Source organism: Actinoplanes oblitus (genome assembly GCF_030252345.1).
Classification (GTDB): Bacteria; Actinomycetota; Actinomycetes; order Mycobacteriales; family Micromonosporaceae; genus Actinoplanes; species Actinoplanes oblitus.
This window is the reverse complement of the sequence record NZ_CP126980.1, coordinates 8,059,023-8,081,671: the sequence shown is the minus strand read 5'-3', so window position 1 is coordinate 8,081,671 and position 22,649 is coordinate 8,059,023. Positions and strand designations below refer to the sequence as shown.

At 72.5% G+C, this 22,649-nt stretch carries 20 protein-coding genes; 12 read left to right on the top strand and 8 right to left on the bottom strand.

Going from position 1 to position 22,649, the window contains the following annotated elements; translation table 11 throughout:
* Nucleotides 1-26 precede the first annotated feature (26 nt).
* The 5 genes from Actob_RS35885 (at nucleotide 27) to Actob_RS35865 (ending at nucleotide 5,689) form a co-directional block, all read left to right on the top strand.
* Complete coding sequence (locus Actob_RS35885) at nucleotides 27-1,682, top strand: LTA synthase family protein (RefSeq protein WP_284916386.1); 1,656 nt, start codon at nucleotides 27-29, stop codon at nucleotides 1,680-1,682.
* Nucleotides 1,683-1,798: 116 nt separating this feature from the next.
* Entirely contained in the window at nucleotides 1,799-2,767 is a 969-nt protein-coding gene (locus Actob_RS35880; protein WP_284916384.1) for an NBR1-Ig-like domain-containing protein, read from the top strand.
* Nucleotides 2,768-2,910: 143 nt separating this feature from the next.
* On the top strand, nucleotides 2,911-3,732 hold the full coding sequence (locus tag Actob_RS35875) for a peptidoglycan-binding domain-containing protein (RefSeq protein ID WP_284916383.1): 822 nt from the start codon (nucleotides 2,911-2,913) through the stop codon (nucleotides 3,730-3,732).
* Nucleotides 3,733-3,770: 38 nt separating this feature from the next.
* Nucleotides 3,771-4,655: a peptidase inhibitor family I36 protein gene (locus Actob_RS35870; protein WP_284916382.1), complete on the top strand. Its 885-nt coding sequence runs from the start codon at nucleotides 3,771-3,773 to the stop codon at nucleotides 4,653-4,655.
* A gap of 98 nt (nucleotides 4,656-4,753) precedes the next feature.
* Nucleotides 4,754-5,689 carry a SpoIID/LytB domain-containing protein gene (locus Actob_RS35865; protein ID WP_284916381.1) on the top strand — a complete coding sequence of 312 codons (936 nt, stop codon included), beginning with the start codon at nucleotides 4,754-4,756 and terminating at the stop codon, nucleotides 5,687-5,689.
* A gap of 59 nt (nucleotides 5,690-5,748) precedes the next feature.
* Here the strand turns inward: Actob_RS35865 and Actob_RS35860 are convergent, their stop codons facing one another.
* A complete protein-coding gene (locus Actob_RS35860; protein WP_284916380.1) occupies nucleotides 5,749-6,720 on the bottom strand; it encodes an Acg family FMN-binding oxidoreductase in 972 nt (323 codons plus the stop codon).
* Nucleotides 6,721-6,800: 80 nt separating this feature from the next.
* Here Actob_RS35860 and Actob_RS35855 point away from each other — a divergent pair, with 80 nt between their 5' ends.
* Together Actob_RS35855 and Actob_RS35850 are read left to right on the top strand one after the other, a co-directional pair.
* On the top strand, nucleotides 6,801-7,493 hold the full coding sequence (locus tag Actob_RS35855) for an adenosylcobinamide amidohydrolase (protein ID WP_284916379.1): 693 nt from the start codon (nucleotides 6,801-6,803) through the stop codon (nucleotides 7,491-7,493).
* A gap of 48 nt (nucleotides 7,494-7,541) precedes the next feature.
* Nucleotides 7,542-8,519 carry a class I SAM-dependent methyltransferase gene (locus Actob_RS35850; RefSeq protein ID WP_284916378.1) on the top strand — a complete coding sequence of 326 codons (978 nt, stop codon included), beginning with the start codon at nucleotides 7,542-7,544 and terminating at the stop codon, nucleotides 8,517-8,519.
* Here Actob_RS35850 and Actob_RS35845 read toward each other — a convergent pair.
* Nucleotides 8,509-9,315 carry an HAD family hydrolase gene (locus Actob_RS35845; RefSeq protein WP_284916377.1) on the bottom strand — a complete coding sequence of 269 codons (807 nt, stop codon included), beginning with the start codon at nucleotides 9,313-9,315 and terminating at the stop codon, nucleotides 8,509-8,511. The genes Actob_RS35850 and Actob_RS35845 overlap by 11 nt on opposite strands.
* Nucleotides 9,316-9,461: 146 nt before the next feature.
* Between Actob_RS35845 and Actob_RS35840 the strand changes: the two genes are divergently transcribed.
* From Actob_RS35840 to Actob_RS35825, 4 genes are read left to right on the top strand one after another with little or no spacing between them, the layout of a single operon-like run.
* Nucleotides 9,462-10,610, top strand: a complete 1,149-nt coding sequence (locus tag Actob_RS35840) for an NAD(+)/NADH kinase (RefSeq protein WP_284916376.1) — start codon at nucleotides 9,462-9,464, stop codon at nucleotides 10,608-10,610.
* A 6-nt stretch (nucleotides 10,611-10,616) separates the two neighbouring features.
* A complete protein-coding gene (locus Actob_RS35835; RefSeq protein ID WP_284916375.1) occupies nucleotides 10,617-12,275 on the top strand; it encodes an FAD-dependent oxidoreductase in 1,659 nt (552 codons plus the stop codon).
* Nucleotides 12,276-12,277: 2 nt separating this feature from the next.
* Nucleotides 12,278-13,747: an ATP-binding protein gene (locus Actob_RS35830; protein ID WP_284916373.1), complete on the top strand. Its 1,470-nt coding sequence runs from the start codon at nucleotides 12,278-12,280 to the stop codon at nucleotides 13,745-13,747.
* Nucleotides 13,748-13,771: 24 nt separating this feature from the next.
* Nucleotides 13,772-14,176 carry an SRPBCC family protein gene (locus tag Actob_RS35825; protein ID WP_284916372.1) on the top strand — a complete coding sequence of 135 codons (405 nt, stop codon included), beginning with the start codon at nucleotides 13,772-13,774 and terminating at the stop codon, nucleotides 14,174-14,176.
* Between the two features lie 2 nt (nucleotides 14,177-14,178).
* Here Actob_RS35825 and Actob_RS35820 read toward each other — a convergent pair whose 3' ends face one another.
* From Actob_RS35820 to Actob_RS35805, 4 genes are all read right to left on the bottom strand, one after another.
* The gene (locus Actob_RS35820; RefSeq protein ID WP_284916371.1) at nucleotides 14,179-15,045 is read right to left on the bottom strand and encodes a class I SAM-dependent methyltransferase; all 867 of its coding nucleotides are present in this window, start codon (nucleotides 15,043-15,045) and stop codon (nucleotides 14,179-14,181) included.
* Nucleotides 15,046-15,176: 131 nt separating this feature from the next.
* A complete protein-coding gene (locus tag Actob_RS35815; protein WP_284916369.1) occupies nucleotides 15,177-15,680 on the bottom strand; it encodes a mycothiol transferase in 504 nt (167 codons plus the stop codon).
* A gap of 14 nt (nucleotides 15,681-15,694) precedes the next feature.
* Entirely contained in the window at nucleotides 15,695-16,561 is an 867-nt protein-coding gene (locus tag Actob_RS35810; protein WP_284916368.1) for a hypothetical protein, read from the bottom strand.
* Nucleotides 16,562-16,571: 10 nt separating this feature from the next.
* Nucleotides 16,572-17,918 (bottom strand): MFS transporter, encoded by a 1,347-nt coding sequence (locus Actob_RS35805; RefSeq protein WP_284916367.1) that lies wholly within the window; start codon nucleotides 17,916-17,918, stop codon nucleotides 16,572-16,574.
* 153 nt (nucleotides 17,919-18,071) lie between these two features.
* Between Actob_RS35805 and Actob_RS35800 the strand changes: the two genes are divergently transcribed.
* The gene (locus Actob_RS35800) at nucleotides 18,072-18,821 is read left to right on the top strand and encodes a Clp protease N-terminal domain-containing protein (protein WP_284916366.1); all 750 of its coding nucleotides are present in this window, start codon (nucleotides 18,072-18,074) and stop codon (nucleotides 18,819-18,821) included.
* 283 nt (nucleotides 18,822-19,104) lie between these two features.
* Here Actob_RS35800 and Actob_RS35795 read toward each other — a convergent pair whose 3' ends face one another.
* Complete coding sequence (locus tag Actob_RS35795) at nucleotides 19,105-20,865, bottom strand: S9 family peptidase (protein WP_284916365.1); 1,761 nt, start codon at nucleotides 20,863-20,865, stop codon at nucleotides 19,105-19,107.
* A gap of 10 nt (nucleotides 20,866-20,875) precedes the next feature.
* Nucleotides 20,876-22,648 (bottom strand): N-acetylglutaminylglutamine amidotransferase, encoded by a 1,773-nt coding sequence (locus Actob_RS35790; RefSeq protein ID WP_284916364.1) that lies wholly within the window; start codon nucleotides 22,646-22,648, stop codon nucleotides 20,876-20,878.
* Between the last annotated feature and the right edge of the window lies 1 nt (nucleotide 22,649).

Sequence of the window (22,649 nt, the reverse complement as noted above, 5' to 3'; positions counted from 1 at the left end):
ACGGCATGGTGGCGTATCAAGGAGATGTGAGCGAACCGAAGTCGTACCGCCGGGTCATCCGCCACGTGACCACGGGTTTCGCCGTCATCCTGGTATTTCTCGCGCTGATCCTGCCGGACCAGATCACCCGGCTCCCGCCGGGCAACCACTGGTACACCGCGCTGCTCCGGGTCCCGATCGAGGCGCTGGTCGCCGGTGCCGTGCTGCTGCTGGTCCCGGTCCGGGCCCGCCGCTGGGTGGCCGCCGGGCTCGGCGTGCTGCTCGGCGCGCTGACCGTGGTCAAACTGGTGGACATCGGGTTCTTCGCGGTGCTGGCCCGCCGGTTCGACCCGGTGCTGGACTGGACGCTCTTCGACGACGGCTTCCACTTCCTGATCGACTCGATGGGCAGGGCGCCGGCGATCGGTCTGGCGGTCGGCGCGGTGCTGCTCGCGGTGCTGCTGATCGCCGGGATGACCTGGGCGATGCTGCGCCTGACAGCGGTCGCGGCCGGTCACCGCCGGATCGCCTGGTCCGGCCTGGGCGCGGCGGCGGTGGCCTGGACCGCCCTGTTCGCGATGGGCTACCAGCTGATCGGCGGCATCCCGGTCGCCTCGCACGCGGCCGCCGACCTGGCCCGGGACACCGCGCTCGCGCTGCCCAAGGACATCGCCGACAAGCGCCGCTTCGTGGCCGAGGCGGGCGACGACCGGTACCGGGACCGGCCCGGCAGCCAGTTGCTCACCGCGCTGCGCGGCAAGGACGTGGTGGTCTCGTTCATCGAGAGCTACGGCCGGGACGCGGTGGAGAACCCGGCCTTCGACGGCTCGGTGCTGACCGCGCTCGGCGACGGCGACAAGAAGCTGGCCGCCGCCGGGTTCGCCGCCCGCAGCGGCTTCCTCACCTCGTCGACCGCCGGCGGCGGCAGCTGGCTCGCGCACTCGACGTTCCTGTCCGGGATGTGGGTGAACACCGAGTCCCGGTACCGCAGCCTGATGGCGACCGACCGGCTGACCCTGACCAGGGCGTTCGGGAACGCCGGGCACCGGACCGTCGGCATCGAGCCGGGCGTCATCTACGCCTGGCCGGAGGGCCGGTTCTACGGTTACGACCAGGTCTACGACAAGGCCGCGCTGAACTATCACGGACCGCAGCTCAGCTGGTCGCCGATGCCCGATCAGTACGCGCTCGCGCAGTTCCAGAAGTTCGAGTACGGCAAGCCGAACCGGGGCCCGCTGCTCGCCGAGATCACCCTCACCTCCAGCCACACCCCGTGGGCGCCGCTGCCCGGCATGCTCGACTGGGACCGGCTCGGTGACGGTTCCGTCTACGGCCCGATGGTGCGCGCCGCCGCCACGCCCAAGGAGGTGTGGAAGGACGACGCCCGGATCCGCGCCGCGTACGCCCAGTCGATCGCCTACTCGGTGGACAGCCTGATCGGCTGGGTCGCCGAGTACGCCGACGACAACCTGGTCATGGTCTTTCTCGGCGACCACCAGCCGGCCTCGGTGGTGGTCGGCCAGAACGCCAGTCACGACGTGCCGATCACCATCGTCGCCAAGGACCCCAAGGTCTTCGACCGGATCGCCACGTGGGGCTGGACCAGCGGCCTGAAGCCCGCCGCCGACGCGCCGGTCTGGCCGATGAACACCTTCCGCGACCGTTTCCTGACCGCCTTCGGTCCCGAGGGCGATCCGCATTAAAAAGTTCATTTCCGGTACGCCCCCGCACCGCGGCATCGGCTCCCGTCGCATCGATGTAAGGCGCGCGTTCGGTACCCTCGTACGCGCTCTGACAGCGGTGTCCGACTGGGGGATTGATGGAAGACCAGCGCGTGACCGGCCAGTCCATTCAGGACGGACAGGACGCGGCGGAGTTCGCCGAACAGTTGCGCGACCTGCGAGTCGCCGCGGGCAACCCGTCGTTCCGGAAGATGGCCGGGCGGTCCGGCCGGATCTCGCACACGACGCTGCACGAGGCCGCCGCCGGGACCAGGTTCCCCTCCTGGGAGACCACCCGCGAGTTCGTCAGGGCCTGCGGCGCGGACGAGGCGCGCTGGCGCCGCCGATGGGAGGACGCCCAGCGCCAGGAGGTGCGCCCGGCCGATCCTCCGCCCGCCGAGGCCCTGCCGGTCCCGCCGCCGGCCGACGCTCCGCCGGCTCCCTCGCCGGCCCCTTCGGTGGCTCCTTCGGTGGCTCCTTCGCGGGACGAGGCGTCGCGGGTTCCCGCGATCGTGGAGGCCACCGTCGCCCGGGATGTGGCGGCCGAGGTGGTGAAGGCGGGTCGGCGCCGGTCGCCGTGGGTGGCCGCCGTGGCGGCGGTGGTGGCGGTGATCGCCGTCCTGGGCGCCACCGTCCGCGGCCGGACGTCCCCGGAGAGCCCCGCCGCGGCGCCGTCGCCGTCGCCGTCCGCTTCGGCGTTCTCGGACTCGCTGATCCCCGGCGACTCGAGCAGGTTCGTGGCCGACGTCACCATCCCGGACGGCACCCGGGTGAAGGTGAACGCCCACTTCGTCAAGGTGTGGGCACTGGCGAACGTGGGAACCGTCGACTGGCACAACCGCTACCTGGAGCGGACCGACCCCGGTGACGACAACGGCTGCCGGGTGCCGGACCGGGTGACGATCGGTGACACGCCGCCCGGCGAGAAGGTGATGATCAGCGTCCCGGTCACCGCGCCGAGCCGCCCGGGCAAGTGCTGGGTCAGCTGGAAGATGGTCGACGAGCGCGGCCAGGCGTACTTCCCCAGCCGCCGGCCGGTGTACTTCATGGTCACCGTCGTCGCCTGACGGAACTGACAACACCGCGTTCACCGAGGTCGATGCCGGTCTGACGGGTCTGACAGCAGGATAGGGGTACCGAACAGCAGGTCTTTCCTCGCAGGGTGGGGTCCGTTCCCAACGCGACACACCACCCACGAGGAGGATCGACCATGCGCCGATCTTGGCCGGCCGTCGGGCTCGCCGCGCTGTGCATGACCGTCGGTGTACCGGCGCATGCGTGGGCGGCGCGGCCGGTGGTCGACATGGAGGCCACCGTGCTGGCCGCCCAGATCGACCCCCGACGCCCCGACCACACCCTGACCCCCGGCGCGAAGGCCTCCGTGCTCGCCGTCGAGCAGGCGCTGCAGGCGCGGAACCTGCTGAACGCGCAGTGGGTCGACGGCTACTTCGGCACCGAGACCGTCACGGCGTACGCGGCCTACCAGCGCTCGCTCGGCTACACCGGCCTGGCCGCGAACGGCCTGCCGGGCACGGCGTCGCTGACCAAGCTCGGACAGAACCGGTACACGGTCAGCAACCCGATCGGGCCGGGCGCGAAGCTGCCGCGGGACGGGTACGTCGTCGACGCCCGTACCCAGGCGATGCTCACCGAGGCCGAGCGGCTGCTCGGCCGCACCCTGGTGCTCGACCAGGGCTCGTACAACCCCGGTGGCGACCCGACCTCGGCCGGCACCCATGACGGCGGCGGCGTCGTCGACATCTCGGTCACCGGCCTGACCTCGGCGCAGCGTACGGCCACCGCGCGGGCGCTGCGCCAGGTCGGCTTCGCGGCCTGGGTGCGCAGCCCGAGTCAGGGCGACTGGCCGTGGCACATCCACGCCGTGGCGATCAGCGACACCGACCTGTCCAGCCAGGCGCAACACCAGGCCGGCGACTACTACCTCGGCCTGAACGGCCTGGCCGACCAGGGCCCGGACGACGGGCCACGCCTCCCGATCAAGACCTGGGAGCAGTACCAGCGCGGGCAGTGACCCGCACCACCCCCTTCACCGTCCCCGGAAAGGACACCATGAACATCCGTAAGAGCCTGGCCATGGCCGGCGCCGTACTCGCCGTCGCCACCTCGGCCCTCAGCTTCTCCGCGCCGGCCTCGGCCGCGGCGCGGGACGGCGTCTGCGACAGCGGCGAGTTCTGCTACTACTACAACAGCGACAACGAGGGATCGATCTCGGACTTCACCGGTTCGATCGACGACTACGGCTCCGAGCAGCCCTCCTGCTACGACTTCAAGGGCTCCGGCGCCGGCAAGGGCCTGTGCGTCAAGAACCAGGCCGCCTCGGTCTGGAACCGCAGCACCAAGACCGTCCGGGTCTACTTCAACAGCGGCTACGCCGGCTCCTACCAGGACTTCGCGGCCGGCGCGAAGGGCAACCTGAACGCCACGCTGAAGAACAACAACGCCTCGCACGAGTTCTCGCCGTCCTCGCGCACCAACATGTCGTACGCCCTCTACCAGGCCAGCGGCGGCGCTGTCACCTGCGGCTTCGACGGGTACACGACCACACCCGGACGGCACGAGGGCATCGACATCGCCCGCAGCGTCGGCTCGGACGTGCACGCGCTGGTGGCCGGAACCGTCATCTACGTCGCGCAGGGGAGCACCGGCAGCGGTGGCCTGTCCACCATCTCGGTCTACAACTCGTCGCTGAACAAGACGGTGATCTACCTGCACACCGCGCCGCGGTCCGGGGTGAGCGTGGGCGACGCGATCAGCAAGGGCGAGATCATCGCCGACGAGTCGTGGCACGGGGTGTCCTCCAGCTCGTCCGCGCACACCCACGTCGAGGTCCGGACCGGCCGGCAGACCCACGCGGCGGTCAGCGTCGGCGACCCCACGCTCGACAACGCCGACCCGACCGCGTTCTGGAACTCGCAGGGCTACAACGAGAAGTAGGCACGCGACGGCATTCAGCGCGTCAGGGCCCCGGGGCAACCGTGGCGCCGGGGCCCTGCGCCACTCCCCCTCACCCCTCATTGTCCGGAAAGGACGTCGTGAACCTCCGCAAGATCCTCGCCGTTGCCGGCGCCGCACTCGCCATGTCCACCGCCCTCCTGAGCGTCACCTCGCCGGCGATGGCAGCGGAACGGAACGGAACCTGTGACAGCGGCGAGTTCTGCTACTACTTCAACAGCAACCAGGCCGGGTCCGTCTCGGACTTCACCGACTCGGTCGACGACTACGGCGCGACCCAGCCGTCCTGCTACGAGTTCAAGGGCGAAGGCGCCGGCAAGGGCGTCTGTGTGAAGAACAATGCCGCGTCGGTGTGGAACCGCACCGGCAAGACCGTGCGGGTCTACTTCAACAGCGACTTCGGCGGGGCCCACCAGGACTTCGCGGCCGGCGCGAAGGGCAACCTGAACGCCACGCTGAAGAACAACAACGCCTCGCACGAGGTCGGCCCCGAGGGCAATGGCGGCCCCTCCGGGTGCACCACCGACGGCACCGACAGCAAACTGCCGAGCAGCATCCTGGTCTACCGGGAGAGCCTCGGGCGGGTCGTCCGGGTCGACTTCAAGACGTACGTCAAGAACGTCCTCCCGAACGAATGGGTGACGAGCTGGCCGGACGCCTCGCTGGAGGCCGGCGCCATGGCGGTCAAGAGCTACGCGTGGTACTGGGCGCTGCACTCGACCCGCAAGACCCCCGGCGGCCAGTGCTACGACGTCAAGGACACCACCGCCGACCAGGTCTACCGGCCGGGCTCCGCGGTCTCGTCGACCTCCGACGCGGTGGACCGCACCTGGTCGCACCGGATGACCCGCAGCGGCGACATCTTCGCGGCGCACTACTGCTCCACCACGACCGCCTGCGGCGGCTGGGTGAACGGTGACTGGATGTCCCAGTACGGCTCGCGTGACCTCGCGAACCAGGGCAAGGACTACAAGTCCATCCTGCGCCACTACTACAGCAACATCGCGATCTCCTGACCCACTCCGGTAGCGCGCCGCCCGCCGCGGATCCGCGGCGGGCGGCGCACCCGTGTCCGTCAGTCCACGACCTCGATGACCTGGGTGGCGGGCAGGCGCGGGGTGTGCGGGGGAGCGGTGTGCGCCGGGTCCTGCAGGCCGAGCCGGATCGCCAGGTACGGCACCCCGGTCCCGCCGAGCATCCGGCGCAGCGCCTCCCGGGTGAACGGCACCTCCACCGGCCCGCTGAACGGCAGCAGACTGACCGCGTGCTCGGTGGCCGCCAGCCACAGCCGGCTCAGCGACTCACCGGCGCGCAGCCAGTCCGCCTCGGCGTCACCGGTGCCGTACAGCACGGCGTACGTCGCGGACCGATCGTGCCCACCGCCCGCCGCGACGGTGCCCGGGGCCTGGAAGTCCCGCTCGGCCACGGTGGTCAGCGGCACCTCGGTCGGCAGGGCCGAGGACGGGATCCCGGTGCCCTCCGGCCGCTCCCCGCCCACCCAGGTGGCCAGCTCGGCCTGGGCCCGGTCGTCGGCGGCCTCGGCCGCCTGGGCCCGCTCCACCGCGACCGCCAGCTCGAGCACCTGGTCCCGGCCCAGCACGTGCAGCCGCGCGCCGCCCTGCTCGGTGTCCTTGACCAGCTCGTCCAGCACGCTCTCCGGGACCGCGTCCTCGCTCACCGTGCGCCGATCGGTGCGCCGCACCTGGAGCATCTGCAGGTGCCGGGTGGCCGCCGGATCGGCCGGCCGGCGCTCACCCGCGGTGATCACGGCCAGCGGCGCGTCCGGGGACAGCGACGCCGGCCGCAGCACGGTGCAGGACAGCCCCTCGGCGTCCAGCGCCACCTGCGCGTGGTGCAGCGCCGCCCCACAGCTGACCAGCAACATCCGGGCGTCCGGGTCCTGGGCGCGCAGCTGGCGCTCGGCCACCGCGAACAGCTCCAGCCGGTCCGCCCGGACCACCCAGCGCCACGGCTGGGTGTTGTGGATCGACGGGGCGAACCGAGCCGCGTCCGCCGCTTGCACCAGTGCCTGCTTGACCTCGCTCATAGTCTCCATGGTGCCGTGCGCAGGGGCCCCGAGTAAGGCCGAAAGTCCCGGTTGGTGCTGGTCGCCGTAGGATTCGTGAGATGTTCGCCGAGCCCTCGCTGACACACCGCAAGGAAGACGGGCACGAGATGCCGCTGCTGGTGTGGCGGTTTCCGGAGCCGGTGCTGGCCGCCTCCAGCGCGGTCCTCGGCGGTGGCACCGGCCCGCGCGAGTGGCTGATCAACGCGAGCGTCCCGATGTCCTACGCCCGCCCCGACCCGGAGGCGCACCTCGCCGGGCTGGCCGGCCGGCTCAGCCTCACCGGTCCGGGGATCGGCCTGCTCACCGGCGTCGACGTGCACGACGTGGTGGCCGCCGCCGAGGACGGTGTGCAGGTGTACGCCACCGTCGGCCTGGGCGCCCCGATCCGTGCCGCCGAACCCGGTGTGACCGGTTTCGCCCACCGCCCCGACACCATCAACATCGTCATCTGGATCCCGCGGCGCCTCGGCGACGGCGCCCTGATCAACGCGGTCGCCACCGCCACCGAGGCGAAGACCCAGGCCCTGTACGCGCTGGGCCTGGACGCCACCGGCACCGCCACCGACGCGATCTGCGTGCTCTGCCCGCTCGACGGCCCGCCCGCGGCGTACGGCGGCCCGCGCTCGCACTGGGGCACCCCGATGGCCCGCGCCGTCTTCGCCGCCGTCCGCCAGGGCGGTGAGGTGAACCTCGCGACCGGCCGCTCCTGGTCCGATCGGGCCGCCGAGTCCGCAGCTCACCGGCGTACTTAGGTGAATGAAACGTTGCGCGGGTCACACCCTGGCTGCATTCTGGGGGACGTGCCGGAACGGATTAGCGAAGTCACCGCCCTGCTTGCCGAGGTGCTCGCGCCGCGGGCCCCGCTCACGGTGATCGTCGACGGCGGCGACCCGGGTGCGGCGGCCGCCTTCGCGTCCCGGCTGGCCGCGGCGTTCCCACCGGCGTCCCGGGCCTGGAGCATCGACGCGGTGCTCGGGCTGACCGGGCCGGGCGCCGGCGGCTCCGACTCGGCGCTCAACGTGCTGGAACCGGCCACCGACCGGATCCTGGTCTACCTGCGTGGCGGCCCGGGTAACCGGTTCACCGCCGGGGACGGCGAGCGGCGGGCCCAGGTGGTGATCGACCATCGCGACCCGCAGTGGCCGGTGATCCGCCACGTGCACCCCGATCTGGCCGATCCTGATCGCTGGTATCTCTCCGAGAGCCGGGCCTTCTTCGCGGCCCGCGCGGCGAACTGGGACGTCAAGTTCGGCGACGACCTGCCGGCGTACGCGCAGGCGGTCCGGGAGGCCGGGGTCCGCCCCGGCGACGTCGTGCTCGACGTCGGGTGCGGCACCGGCCGGGCGCTGCCGGCCCTGGCCGGCGTGGTCGGCCCGGCCGGGCGGGTGATCGGCCTGGACTTCACCCCGGACATGCTGGCCGAGGCCCGCCGGGCCGGCCGGGACACGGCGGCCACCCTGCTCGTGGCGGACGCCCGGCGGCTGCCGGTCGCCACCGCCGCCGTCGACGCGGTCTTCGCGGCCGGCCTGGTCAACCACCTGCCCGACCCGGTGGCCGGCCTGGCCGAGCTGGCCCGGGTCACCCGCCCCGGCGGCCACCTGGCGATCTTCCACCCGGTCGGCCGGGCCGCGCTGGCCACCCGGCACGGCCGGACCCTGCGCCCGGACGAGCCGCTGAGCGAGACCCGGCTGGCCCCGCTGCTGGCCGGCGCCGGCTGGACGGTCACCCATTACGAGGACGGTGCCGACCGCTTCCTGGCGCTGGCCGTCAGGGGGTGATCAGGCCCAGCTCGGCGAGGTGCCTGGCGAAACCGTCGCCGGCCACGCCGGGGGCGTGCGCGGTGGCCGCGGCCAGCACCGCCGGATGTGCCGCGCCGACCGCCACCGAGTGCCCGGCCAGGGCGAACAGCGGCAGGTCGTCGGGCATGTCGCCGAACGCCACGGCGTGCCGCGCGGACACGCCGAGCCACTCCAGTGCCCGGGCCGTCCCGGTCGCCTTGTCCACCCCGAGCGGCCCGGCCCCGACCAGGTGCGGCGCCGAGTAGCTGAGCGTGGCCCGCCCGGCGAACCCGGCCTCGGTCAGCCGGGCGATCAGCTGATCCGAGTCGAGCGACCGGTGCCGGATCGCCACCCGGTACGCCGGCTGGTCGGCGATGGCCGCGAGCGGCACCTGGCGCCACGGCTCGGCCGGTGGCCCGCCGCGCAGCGCGAGGTACTCCGGGGTGAGATCCCAGGACGTCACGCCGAACGCGCACAGCCCGGCACCGGGCAGGCCGGCCACGAAGGCGGCCAGGTCGGCCAGCTCGGCCGCGGGCAGGGTGCGCTGCCACAGCGTGCGGCCGCCCTCCGCGGGCGCCCAGCCCAGCGCCCCGCCGTGGCAGACGGCCACCGACAGGTGCCCGGCGAACGCGCCCAGCCGCAGCACCCCGTGCCGGGTCCGGGTGGTGGCGGCCAGCAGCGGCACCCCGCGATGGCGCAGCTGGGCGGCCGCGTTCAGGGTGGCCGGGCTGATCAGGTCGGCCGGGCCGACCACCGTGCCGTCCAGGTCCGTGACCACCGCCCGCCACCGCGTCATGACCGGCATTCAACATCATGGGTACGACGTTCGCCGCCCCGGCGAAGTCACGTGCTTACCGCCACTGTGCGGTTGGTCGCCGATCGCGCGCCCGGCGTGCGAGGCTGACATCCGACACGGGGAAGGGGGCGCGCACGCTGATGGGCATGATCAAAGTGGTGGGTCTGGTGCTGCATCCGCGCCGCGACTGCGGGTCGGCGGTCGACACCATCGTGAGCTGGGCGGCGGCCCGCGGAGTGACGGTGCTCGGCCTGCCCGACGAGATCACCCGCATCGACTGCACCGCTGTCGCGGTCTCCGCCGAGGAGATGGTGGAGCGGGCCGGCCTGCTGGTCAGCCTGGGCGGCGACGGCACCATGCTGCGCACCATGCGGCTGGTCGAGGGCCGCAAGACGCCGGTGCTGGGGGTGAACGTGGGCCGCCTGGGCTTCCTCGCCGAGGTGGACCTGCCCGATCTGCGGGACGGGCTCTCGGCGATCGACGATCACGCGTACCGTGTCGAGTCGCGGACCGCGGTGCGCACCACCTTGCCGGATGGGCGGACGGTGACCGCCTTCAACGACATCGCCCTGGTCCGGGTGCCCGGGCACGGCCTGGCCGCGGTCGGGATCCGGGTCGAGGGCAAGCGGTTCGTCAACTACGCCGCCGACGCCGTGCTGGTCTCCACCCCGACCGGCTCCACCGCCTACAGCTTCTCCGCCGGCGGCCCGATCGTCTCGCCGAACGTGCAGGGACTGATCGTCAGCGCCGCCGCCGCGCACTCCTCGTTCAACCGGTCCCTGGTGCTGGACACCTCCGAGCACCTCTGCCTGGACGTGCTCTCCACCAGCGGCCGGCTGGCCATCGAGGTCGACGGGATCATCGAGGGGTACGCCGAGCCCGGCGCCGCCATCGAGATCGAGCCGATCCCGGCCGCCGCCAACGTCATCCGGTTCGGCCGCACCACGTTCTACGAGCGGGCCCGCCGCAAGCTGCGGGTGGAGGGCAGCGCGCAGGCCGGCGACTGGGACGCCGACGCCGCCGTCGTGGTGGACAGCTTCGAGCACCAGCGGTACGAGGTGCTGGTCGGCGGCGAGTCCGCCGGGGTGCTGCACTACCGCCGGCACGGCGACCGCATCGAGCTGCTGCACACCGAGGTCGACCAGGCCTTCTCCGGTCGCGGGCTGGCCGGCCGGCTGGCCCGCGCGGCCCTCGACGACGCCCGCGCCCGGGCCGTCCCGGTCATCGCCACCTGCCCGTTCGTGGCCGGCTATCTGGACCGCCACCCCGAGTACAACGATGTGGAGCTGAGGTAACCAGCCATGGGTCAACCCGCGATCCTCACCGTCGACGACGACCCCTCGGTCTCCCGGGCCATCGCCCGCGACCTGCGCCGCCGGTACGCCGACAGGTACCGGGTCATCCGGGCCGGCTCCGCCGGCGAGGCTCTCGACGTGCTCAAGGAGCTGAAACTCCGCGGTGGCCGGGTCGCCGTCATGCTCGCCGACTACCGGATGCCGCAGATGAACGGCATCGAGTTCCTGGAGCAGGCGATGGACCTGTTCCCGCACGCGCGGCGGGCGCTGCTCACCGCGTACGCCGACACCGACGCGGCGATCCAGGCGATCAACGTGGTCGACGTCGATCACTACCTGTTGAAACCGTGGGACCCGCCGGCGGAGAAGCTCTACCCGGTGCTGGACGCGCTGCTGGACGCCTGGCAGGCCACCGGTGACCAGGAGGTGCCGGACCTGCGCCTGGTCGGCCACCGGTGGAGCGAGCCGTCCTTCCAGATCCGCGACTTCTTGGCCCGCAACCTGGTGCCCTACAAGTACTTCGGCGCCGACGAGCCGGAGGGCCGCCGGCTGATGGAGGCCGCCGACGCCGGCCCGGAGTCGATCCCGCTGGTGGTCACCGCCGACGGGCGGGCCCTGCCCCGGCCGACAGTGCAGGAGGTCGCCGAGGCGGCCGGGCTGTCGGTCACCCCGGGCCGCGACTTCTACGACCTGATCATCGTGGGTGGTGGCCCGGCCGGGCTGGGCGCCGCCGTCTACGGCGGGTCGGAGGGGCTCAAGACGCTGCTCATCGAGCGGCAGGCGGTCGGCGGACAGGCCGGCCAGAGCTCCCGGATCGAGAACTACCTGGGCTTCCCGGACGGCATCTCCGGCGCCCAGCTCACCGACCGGGCCCGGCGGCAGGCCGACAAGTTCGCCGCCGAGACGCTCAACACCCGCGAGGTGGTCGGGCTCCGCACCGACGGTTCGGCCCGCACGCTCACCTTCGCCGACGGCGGGGAGATCTCGGCGCACGCGATTCTGCTCGCGACCGGTGTGTCGTACCGTCCGCTGCTGGCCGAGGGGGTCGCCGGCCTGACCGGCTCGGGCGTGTTCTACGGCTCGGCGGCCACCGAGGGGCCGGCCTGCGCGGGCAGCGACGTCTACATCGTCGGTGGGGCGAACTCGGCCGGTCAGGCCGCGCTCTTCTTCTCCCGGTACGCCCGCAAGGTCACCCTGCTGGTGCGCGGCGACTCGCTCGAGGCGTCCATGTCGTACTACCTGATCCAGCAGCTCGCCCAGGTGGCGAACATCGAGGTGCGGACCCGCTGCGAGGTGATCGGGGCGCACGGCGACGGGCACCTGCAGGCGATCACCATCTGTGACAGCAAGGGCGGGACGCAGGCCACCGTCGAGTGCGGTTACCTGTTCGTCTTCATCGGCGCCGAACCGCGGACCGACTGGCTGGGCGACGCGGTGGAGCGGGACGGGAAGGGCTTCATCCGTACCGGATCGGATCTTCTCGCCAACGGCGAGCGCCCACGGGGATGGGATCGCGACCGCGATCCGTTCTATCTGGAGAGCAGTGTCCCCGGCATCTTCGCCGCCGGAGACGTCCGGGCCAACTCGATCAAACGGGTGGCCTCGGCGGTCGGCGAGGGAGCGATGGCCGTCGCGCTGGTCCACCGTTACCTGGAGGCGCAGTAAAGATGGCTGCTGAGACAGACGAGATCCGGCTGGAGCCCTGCGAGCCGGGCCGGCTCACCCCGGCCGAGCTGAGGACCCTGTTCCTGTTCGAGAAACTGACCGACGAGCAGTTGGCCTGGATCGCCGACCACGGCTGCACCATGCGGGTGCCGGCCGGCGGGCTGGTGCTGCGCGAGGGTGACCCGGCCGAGCAGTTCTTCGTGCTGCTCAGCGGCACCATCTCGCTGACCCGCCGGGTCGGGCGGGACGAGGTGGAGACCGTGCGCACCGAGCAGCGCGGGGTGTACATGGGCGCCACGAACGCGTACCTGCGCGACGACGGCGTGCCGCGCAACTACATGGGCTCGATGCGGGCGCTGTCCGACAGCGAGTTCTTCATGCTCTCCGCCGGCGACTTCGGCCACCTGATGCGCGAGTGGTTCCCGATGGCCATCCACCTGCTCGAGGGCCTGGCCCTCGGGATGCGCAACTCGCAGGCGGCGATCGGCGAGCGGCAGCGGCTGCAGGCGCTCGGCGCGCTCTCGGCCGGCCTGATGCACGAGCTGAACAACCCGGCGGCGGCGGCCGCCCGGGCCACCGGCGCGCTGCGCGAGCGGGTCGCCGCGATGCGGATGAAACTCGGCAAGCTGGCCAAGGGCAAGGTCGCCCCGGACCGGCTGACCGCCCTGCTCGACCTCCAGGAGGAGGTGATCGAGCGGGCCGCCAAGGCGCCGGTGCGCACCGCCATGGAGATCGCCGACATGGAGGACGAGCTCGGCGACTGGATGGACGAGCACGGCGTCACCAACGGCTGGGACGTCGCCCCGGTCTTCGCTCAGGGCGGCATCGACACCGAGTGCCTCACCGAGATCCTCCACCGGCTGGCGGCGCCGGAACTGCTCGACCAGGCGATCCACTGGATCGGTTACGCGCTGGAGACCGAGCAGCTGATGAGCGACATCGAGGATGCCACTGGGCGGGTCTCGTCGCTGGTCAACGCGGCCAAGCAGTACTCCCACGTGGACCGCTCGGCGCACCAGTGGATCGACGTGCACACCGGGCTGGACAGCACCCTGGTGATGCTCGCCCACAAGATCGGCGACGGGATCCGGGTGGTCAAGGCGTACGACCGGACGCTGCCACAGATCCCGGCCCACCCGGCCGAGCTGAACCAGGTGTGGACCAACCTGATCGACAACGCGGTCCAGGCGATGTCCGGCGCCGGCACCCTCACCGTGACGACCCGCCGCGAGGACGACCGGGTGGTGGTCTCGATCGGCGACACCGGGCCGGGCGTGCCCGACGAGATCAAGAAGCGGGTGTTCGAGCCGTTCTTCACCACCAAGGCGGTGGGCGAGGGGACCGGGCTGGGGCTGGACATCTCGTACCGGATCGTGGTCAACGGGCACGGCGGCGACATCTCGCTGCAGTCGGTGCCGGGCGACACCCGGTTCCTGGTCCGGCTGCCGCTGAGCGAGCCGGCGTCGGCCTGACGCCGGAGAGAGGAGAGGTCCGAGGTGGCCACGGTTCGGGTGGAGACGTTCGTCGACGTGAAGGCGGCGGACGCGTGGGAGGCGATCGCCGACGTCGAGGCGGTGCACGAGCGGATGCTGCCCGGCCGGGTGTCGTCCGCGGAGGTCGACGGTGACATCCGCACGCTGACCATGCCGGACGGCGCCCGGATCCGGGAACGGATCGTGGCGATCGACCACGAGCTGCGCCGCCTGGCGTACTCGGTGATCGACGGGTCGGCGATGCCGCTGACGTATCACCATGCGACCTTCGAGGTGGTGGAGGTGGACGGGCGCACCCACATCCGCTGGACCACCGATCTGCTGCCGGACGCCCTCGCCCCCGCGGTCCGTGCCCGGGTGGAACGCGGGATCGTGGAGTTGAAAGCGGTCCTCGAAGCCGCCGCCTGAGGTCAGATGTCGGCGACGGCGAGGCGGCCGGAGCGGAACGAGACGGTGTCCGACTCCGCGCCGAGCATGCCGGTGGCCAGGGTGTGCAGGTGGTCGTCGCGGAGCACGGTGAAGCCGTGACGGGCCAGCAACCCGGCCATCGTCGCCGGTGGCCAGGTGGACCGCCACGGCTCGGCGGCCCACGGGTTGGGCCGGCCGGCGACTTTCGTCATGCCCTGGACCAGGAGGCGGCCGAGGGTCGCCTTGACCGACCGGGCCTGATAGTTCACGATCAGCCGGCTGCCCGAGGCGGACAGCGAGGCGATCGCCTGGACCGTTGTCGCCACCTGGTCCCGCGTCAGGTAGGGGACCACGCCCTCCCACACCCAGGTGGTCGGCTCGGCGGCCCGATGCCCGGCGGCGGCCAGCGCGTCACCGAGCCGGTCCCGGCCGAAGTCGACCGGGACGAACACCGGCGGCTTGCCGTCCAGCGCCGCCGCCCGCTCACGCTTGTCCTGCTGGGAGGCGGGCTGGTCGACCTCGAAGACACCTGTCTCGGCCAGCTCCGGCATCCGCCAGGCCCGCCCGTCCAAGCCGGCGCCGAGGATCACCACCTGGGTAGCCGGGCGTTCCCGCACCGCCTCGTCGATGGCCACGGTCCGCGGCACCATCATCTCGGCGCAGCGGGCCACCATCTCGCAACCGACCCGCTCGCTCCAGCCGGCCGGCTGCCGCCCCTCGCGGACCAGCTCGACCAGCGCCCGCTCGTCGTCGCGCAACAGCGCCATCGCCGTCGGATCGGCGAACCGGCCCGGCGCGAGCCGCTCATGGGCCGCGGCCCGGCCCTGACAGACCAGCACCGCTGTCTGACTCGCCCGATATTCCGGCATCGATCCCCCTCAGCTCCACAGCCGACGGTAGACCACCGCGGCGGGCGGACCGCTGACACATGTCACGCCGCCACGGTCCCGGTCCGCTCACCATTCTCGAGGTACGCGGTGGAGCGCCCCGCCGCCGGTGGTCAGGGGAGCAGGCCGCGGAGGTAGGCGGCCTGGCCGGCGTGCTGGGCGTCGTCGTCGTAGACGCTGATCAGGCGGACGCCGAGGGTGACCGGCGGGTCCCACCGGCGATCGACGACCCGGTCCAGGTCGGCGTCGGTGAGGCCGCTCAGGTAGGCCAGAGTCCGCTCGTGCACGGCCTGGTAGTAATCGGTCAGCGCCCGCGCGCTCTCCGGGACGACGGCGGCCACGTCGGCGGCCGTGTGGCCGTAACCGGTGTCCGACGGATCCGGCTTGCGGCCGAAGCGGGCGGCCCAGTCGCCGGTGACGTAGACCTGCTCGGCGTCCAGCAGCTCGGCGAGGTGGTGGTCCTGCACCCGGGTGAGGTGCCAGACCAGCCAGCCGATCGAGTTGGCGCCGGGCCGCGGCGACCAGCGCAGCTGCTCCGGGGTGAGGCCGTCGACAGCCGTGCCGACCAGGTCGGGCAGGCGACCGTACGCCTCCTCCAGCACTCCCTTGGCGTCCATCCTCGATCTCCCTCCTACTGCTGCGATTGCTCCGTGGCGCCCTGCTGCTCGGCCCCCTCGCCGGACGGCGAGCCGGAGTCCTGGCCGGAGCCGGTCTCGGAGCCGCCGGTCGGCGTCGGGTCGGCCGGGGCCTCGGTGGTCGGCCCGGGCGCCGGCTCGGTGCTGCCGGTCCCCGAGTCACCCGGCGTGGTGGTCGCGTCGGTCCCGGCCGGCCGGGGATCCGAGGTCGGGCCGGAGTCGGTCGGCGTGCCGGCCGGCGCCGGCTTCCGGTCGTCGTCGGAGTGGTTGCCGGTCCAGTTGAACACGGTCGGCGCCCCGCTGTCCCGCCCGCTGGTGGCATCCTGCGCCGACCGGCCGGCCAGCAGCTCGGCGGTGGTGAGCGTGCCCATCGCCAGCAGGAACAGGGCGCCGGCCACCAGGGCGACCCGCTTCCAGCGGATCCGCCGGACCGGAGCCGCGGTGGTGACGGGGTGCGTGCCGGCCGGATGCGGCGCCGCGCCGGATCGTGCGGGGGCGGCGACGTGCGCCGCGATGGGCGGATGCGGTGCCGCGGGGGAGACCGGTGCCTCGGACGCGGGATGGTGTCCCGCCGCCACCTGCGGGGTGCCGACCGCCGCCGCGCTCGGCACGAAGGCGGACGACGGCGTGCCGTCCGTGGTGACGAACGCGGCCTGGAGTTTCTTGGTGCCCCGCTCCAGGTAACGGTGATAGATCTCGGTGGCAATCGAACTGATCAGGCTGACCAGCGCGGCGCCGATCAGCGTGCCGGCCACGCCGAGGAACGAGCCGACCACCGCGGCGGAGACCGCGGCCAGCGTGCCGGCCAGGGTTTTCGGGATGTCGATGCCGGCCCAGATCCGGGGTTGCGCGTGCTCGGTCATGTGCCCCCTCTCAGTCGCGCCAGCTTTCCGCCTTTACCGCTCGGCTCGCCGCTAAACCACGCCGCTCGGCGAGGGCCACCCGCAGCGGGCGGATGATGACGCCCTCCTCCTGTTCGTAGCGGCGACGGGCCAGTTTCCGGGTGCGCAGGATGCCTGCCAGGCCGACCGCGGCCACCAGGAACTGCACCGACATCGCGACCCGGAAGTCGGCGATGTGATAGTCGGCACGGCCGCCGGTGCGGGCGTCCAGGATCAGGCCGATCAGCTCGATGGTGAGCAGCGAGGCGACGAAACCACCCACGTTCACCACACCGGTCGCGGTGCCGAGGCGGTGCGGGGGATTGAACGTACGCGCGTAGTCGAACCCGATCATCGAACCCGGACCACCGGAGCCGAGCGCCACGACCAGCAGCACCAGCAGCGCGAAGGGGGCCCGCCCGGGCCACAGGATGACCACCGCCCAGGCGCCCAGGTTGATCGCCACGATGCCGAGCACCAGCAACGAGCGGCGCAGCGGATAGCGCTGCACCAGCGTGCCGAGCACCGGGCCGGCGCACATGCCGGTGACCACGAAGATGGTGAGCAGGGTGCCGGCCTCGGCGCGGGTCAGCCCTTCCCCGGCGACCAGGAACGGGATGCCCCACATCAGGGCGAACACCGTGCCGGTGAACTGGGTGGTGAAGTGCGTCCACAGCCCGAGCCGGGTGCCCGGGTGCCGCCAGGCGCCGCTCAGGTCGGCACCGAGGCGCCGCAGGTTGATCGGGTGGCCGCTGCTGACCCGGTGGTCCGGGGTGTCGCGCAGCGCGGCGAGGGCGACCAGCGAGACGAAGAGCCCGGCGGCGGCCGCGCCGAGGAAGCCGGCGGTCCAGCCGGACCGGGCCAGCACGGCGGCCAGCGGCACCGCGGAGAGGATCTGCCCGAGCTGCCCGACGATCCCGGTGAGCTGGGAGAGCACCGGCACCCGGCGGGCCGGGAACCAGCGCGGGACCAGGCGCAGCACGCTGATGAAGGTCATCGCGTCGCCGGCGCCGACCAGGACCCGGGCCAGGATCGCCCCGGTCATCCCGTCGGCGAACGCCATCAAGGTCTGCCCGACGGCCATCACGAGACCGCCGCAGACCACCAGGCGCAGTGATCCGAACCGGTCGAGCAGCAGCCCGACCGGGATCTGCAGGCCGGCGTAGACCAGCAGCTGGAGCACCGCGAAGCTGGCGAGCGCGCCGGCACCCACGTCGAACCGGTGCTGCGCGTCGAGACCGGCCACCCCCAGCGAGGTGCGGTGCAGGACGGCGGTGACATACGCGGCGAGGCCGGCGGCCCACACCGCCCAGGCCCGGGCTCCGGGTCGCAGGGACATGTGGTGCCTTCCACTCACGTTGTGCAGGTGCCTTTCCAGCCTTCTCCGCAGGTCGTCGCGGTGCAACGTGCGTTTGCCCACTGCTGTTCCTTGTTGTAACCCCAATAGGGGTATAGCCTTATAACCCCAAGACGCAGAGGGAGCGTGAGCGCGATGCCGAAGATCAACGTGTATTTGCCGGACGAGCTGGCCGAGGCGGTCCGGGAGACCGGGCTGCCGGTCTCGGCGATCTGCCAGCGGGCCCTGGAGCAGGCGGTGCGCCGGGTCACCGCGATCCGCGAGACGTCGCTGGCCGAGCTGTCCGGAGCCGACCTGGAGGAGCGCTTCCCGCTGATGACCGGCCGGACGCGGACGGTGCTCGGCCTGGCCGTCGACCGGGCCCGGGCCGCCTCGCTCCGCACTGTCGGCACCGGCCATCTACTCGGCGCCATGATCGAGGAGGGCACCAACCTCGCGCTGCACGTGCTCCAGGCCCTGGAGATCGACCCCGCCCGGCTCGCCGCCGAGCTGGACCGGGAGCCGGCCGACGAGCCGCCCGGCCCGGGCGATGGCGTGCACCTCAGCGTCCCGGCGGCCGGGGCGCTGGAGCTGGCCGTGGGCGAGGCGGTCAGCATCGGGCACAACTACGTGGGGTGCGAGCACCTGCTGCTCGGCCTGGCCGCCGAGCCGGACGGCGTGGGTGGCCGGGTGCTGCGGGCGGCCGGTGCCGAGCCGCGCCTCACCCGCCGGGCGGTCGCCTCGGCGCTGGCCGGTTACCGGCACCTGCAGGCCAACACCGCTGCCGCCGCGTCGCAGCGCGACGCCGGCACCGCCGGTGCGGCTCAGCTGCTCGCGCAGGCTTTGCAGCCGCTGATCGAGCGGATCGAGCGACTGGAGCAGCGGCTCGGGGCGGCGCCGGAGTGACGCTCATGGCGCGTGCTCGTGGCGGGTGCGCTCATGGCCCGTTCGTCCGCTTGTGGTTCGTTCGCTTGTGGCTCGTTCGCTCGTGGTTCGTTCGCTCGTGGTTCGTTCGCTCATGGCCCGCCCGCTCATGGCCCGCCCGCTCATGGCCCGCCCGCTCATGGCCCGCCCGCTCACGGCCCGCCCTCCCAGGGGGAGCCCCCTCGATCAGTGTGACCGGATCGGCGGCGACTCTCTCGGTGCCCTGTGGACGAACTCCCGCTGTGGACAACGACACAGCCGAGTGTCAGGTGAGCAGATGCTCGGTCAGCCAGTCGAGCGTCTCCCTGAGAAAGGTGGCGCGGGACGTCTGGTGCAGCAGTTCGTGCCCCTCCCCGGGAAAGAGCAGGTAGCGGTGCGGCAGGCCGCGGGCGGCGAGCGCCGCCACCACCTGCTCCGCCTCGATCACCGGGACGTTGGTGTCGTTCTCGCCGTGGACGACCAGCAGCGGCGCCCGGAGCCGGTCGATCTGGTGGATCGGGGACAGGTCGTGCAGCAGTGCCGCATCGGTCACCGGATCGCCGTACTTGCTGATCGCGGCGGCGGCGATCCATGGCTCGGTGTGCCGGTAGAAGGTCTGGAAGTTCGACATGCCGCAGATGTCGACACCGACCTCGAACAGCGCGGGAAAGGCGCACAGCGCCGCCAGTGTCAGGTAGCCACCGTAGGAGCGGCCCATCAACCCCACCCGCCCGGCGAGACCGGAGTCGCGCAGGTGCCTGACACACGACCGGACGTCCTCGATCGCGTCGTACCGCAGCGGCCCGTTGTCAGCGTTCACGAAGCTGCGGCCGAACCCGGACGAGCCGCGCACGTTCGGGGCGAAGACCGCGATGCCGCGCCGCACCAGGGCCTGGAAGAGCGGGCCGTGACCGGGCCGCTCCTGCGCCTCCGGTCCGCCGTGCAGCCACACGACCGCCGGGTGCGGCCCGTCCCCGGGCGGCGTGAACAGCCAGCCGGTCAGGGTCAGGCCGTCGTGCGCGGTGACCTTCTCCAGCGTCGGCCGCACGGTGCCGTCCCCGGGCGGCTCGGCGGAGACGGCCCGCAGGTTGGTGCCGTCGCTGTCGCAGGCCCACACCCCGTGCGGCTGGCCCGGTCCCTCGGCGGTGAAGGCCAGCGTGGACCCGTCGTGGCTCCAGGTGAGCCCGGAGACGACCGGCCCGGGCAGCGGCACCGTCCGGGACCCGCCGGAGGTCAGCAGCTCCAGCGCGGACTCACCGCCGCGCACGTTCCACAGCACCGCGACCGTCCGCCCGTCCGCTGTCACCGCGAACGACTCGACCTCCGACGGCTCGCCGGCCGGGCCGGGCCGGCGAGCGGGGGCGGGGCCACCGGCGAGCACCACGTCGTCTCGCCGCAGGACCGGGAACTCCCCCTCCTCGTCACGCACGTACACGCTGTCGCCGCCGGGGGCGAAGACCGCCTGTTCGCCGCGGGCGACCTGCTTCGTCGTACCGGAAATCAGATCTTCGAGGAGAATGACGCGGGCGCCCCGGGGGCCTTGGCGGAGCAGCGCGAACCGGCCGCTCGGGTCGACGTCGCGCAGGGAGATCAGGTCGCCGGTGCTGACCACGGTCCGGGTGCCGGACACCACGTCGATCAGGACGGCGCTGGTCAGGTTCTCGGTCAGGGCGAGCACCGGGCGCCCGGGCAGCCACCGCATGTCGTCGGCGGTGTCCGCCCCGAAACCGGCCACCTGGTGCGGATCCGACCCGTCCGGCCGGACCAGCCACACCTCCTGCCGGGGCCCGCCGCCCGGGGCGAGCTGGCAGGCCAGCCAGCCGCCGCCGGACGACCAGGCCACGGCGCTCACCGGATGGCCGAGAGCGATCGGGAAGGCCAGCTCCCCGCCGACCGGCTGGACCCAGACGGCCGGCATCCCGTCGCGGTCCGAGACGTAGGCCGCGTGCCGCCCGTCCGGCGACAACGCCGGCGACCAGCTTCCCGCGACGGCCGCCGGCAGGAGGGAGAACGCCGGCAGGAGCGTCACGTCGGCGCGATCGAGCAAAACCAGCCTCCTAGAGCTTCTTGTCCTGCAACCACATCTCCAGCAGCGCGAGCTGCCACAGCTGGTTCGCCCCGAGTGTGGTCCGCGGGGTGTTCGGGTCGGCCAGCAGCGCCGCGACGTACTCCGGCCGGAACAGCCCGCGGGCGCGGGCCTCCGGCGCGAGCAGCGCGTCGCGCACCTTCGCCAGCATCGGGCCTTCCAGGTGCCGGATGCCCGGTACCGGGAAATATCCCTTCGTCCGGTCGATCACCTCGTCCGGCACCAGCCCGCGGGCCGCGTCCTTGAGCACGCCCTTGCCGCCCGAGGCCAGCTTGAGCGCGGGCGGGCAGGCCGCGGCCAGCTCCACCAGCTCGTGGTCGAGGAACGGTACGCGCGCCTCCAGCCCCCACGCCATCGTCATGTTGTCGACCCGCTTGACCGGATCGTCCACCAGCATCACCTGCGAGTCGAGGCGCAGCGCCGCGTCGACGGCGGTCTCCGCACCGGGCTGCCCGAAACTCTCCGCGACGAACTCCGTGGCATGGTCCCGGTCGAGGTGCCAGGCCGGGCTGAGCTGCCCGGCGAGCTCGGCGTGCGGCCTGTCGAAGAACTCCGCCGCGTACGCCTCGACGGCCCGGTCGCGAGGCACCCCGGCGAGCGGCGGGTACCAGCTGTAACCGGCGAGGATCTCGTCCGCGCCCTGCCCCGACTGCACCACGGTGACCTGCTTCGCCACGTCCTCGCTGAGCAGGTGGAAGGCGACGCAGTCGTGGCTGACCATCGGCTCGCTCATCGCCGCCACCGTCCGGTCCACCGCCGGCAGGAACCGATCTCGTCCGATCCTGATCTGATGGTGCTCGGTACCGAACTCCTTCGCGATCAGATCCGAGTAGCGGAACTCGTCGCCGCTCTCGCCGCCACCCGCCTCGAATCCGATGCTGAACGTGGTCAGCCCCTGCTGCCCCTGCTGCGCCAGCAGGGCCACGATGAAGCTGGAGTCCAGGCCGCCGGAGAGCAGCACCCCCACCGGCACGTCGGCGACCATGCGCCGCCGCACGGCGAGACCCAGCGTTTCCCGCACGGCTGCGGCCCACTCGTTGTCCGCCAAGGCTCGCGTACGGTGAAAAGCGGCCGTCCAGTAGCACCGATCCGTCACCGTCCCGTCCGCCTTGACCACCCGCACCGTGGCCGGCGGCAGTTTCCGGATCCCGGCGACGATGGTCCGCGGCGCCGGCACCACCGAGTGGAACGTCATGTAGTGCTGCAGCGCCACCTTGTCCAGCGTGGTGTCCACCCCGCCGGCGGCGAGCAGGGCCGGCAGCGTGGAGGCGAACCGCAGCCGTCCCGGCGTCTCGGCCAGGTAGAGCGGCTTGATCCCGAGCCGGTCGCGGGCCAGCGTGACGGTCCCGCTGTCGTGCTCGGCCACCGCGAAGGCGAACATCCCGAAGAACCGGGTGACACAGTCGGCACCCCATCGGTGGTACGCCTTCAGGATCACCTCGGTGTCCGACGTGGAGAAGAACCGGTAGCCGTACCCGCGCAGCTCCTCGCGAAGCTCGCGGTAGTTGTAGACGCAGCCGTTGAAGACCACCGTCAGGCCGAGATCAGGATCGGTCATCGGCTGCCGGCCGGCGTCGCTCAGGTCGATGATCTTCAGGCGGCGATGGCCGAGGACGATCCGGCCGTGTTCCCAGAGTCCCTCCCCGTCCGGGCCGCGTGACTCCAGGACGGGCAGCATCCGCCGGACCGCCTCGGCGTCCGCGGGCCGCTCGCCGTACCGGATCTCTCCGGCTATTCCGCACATC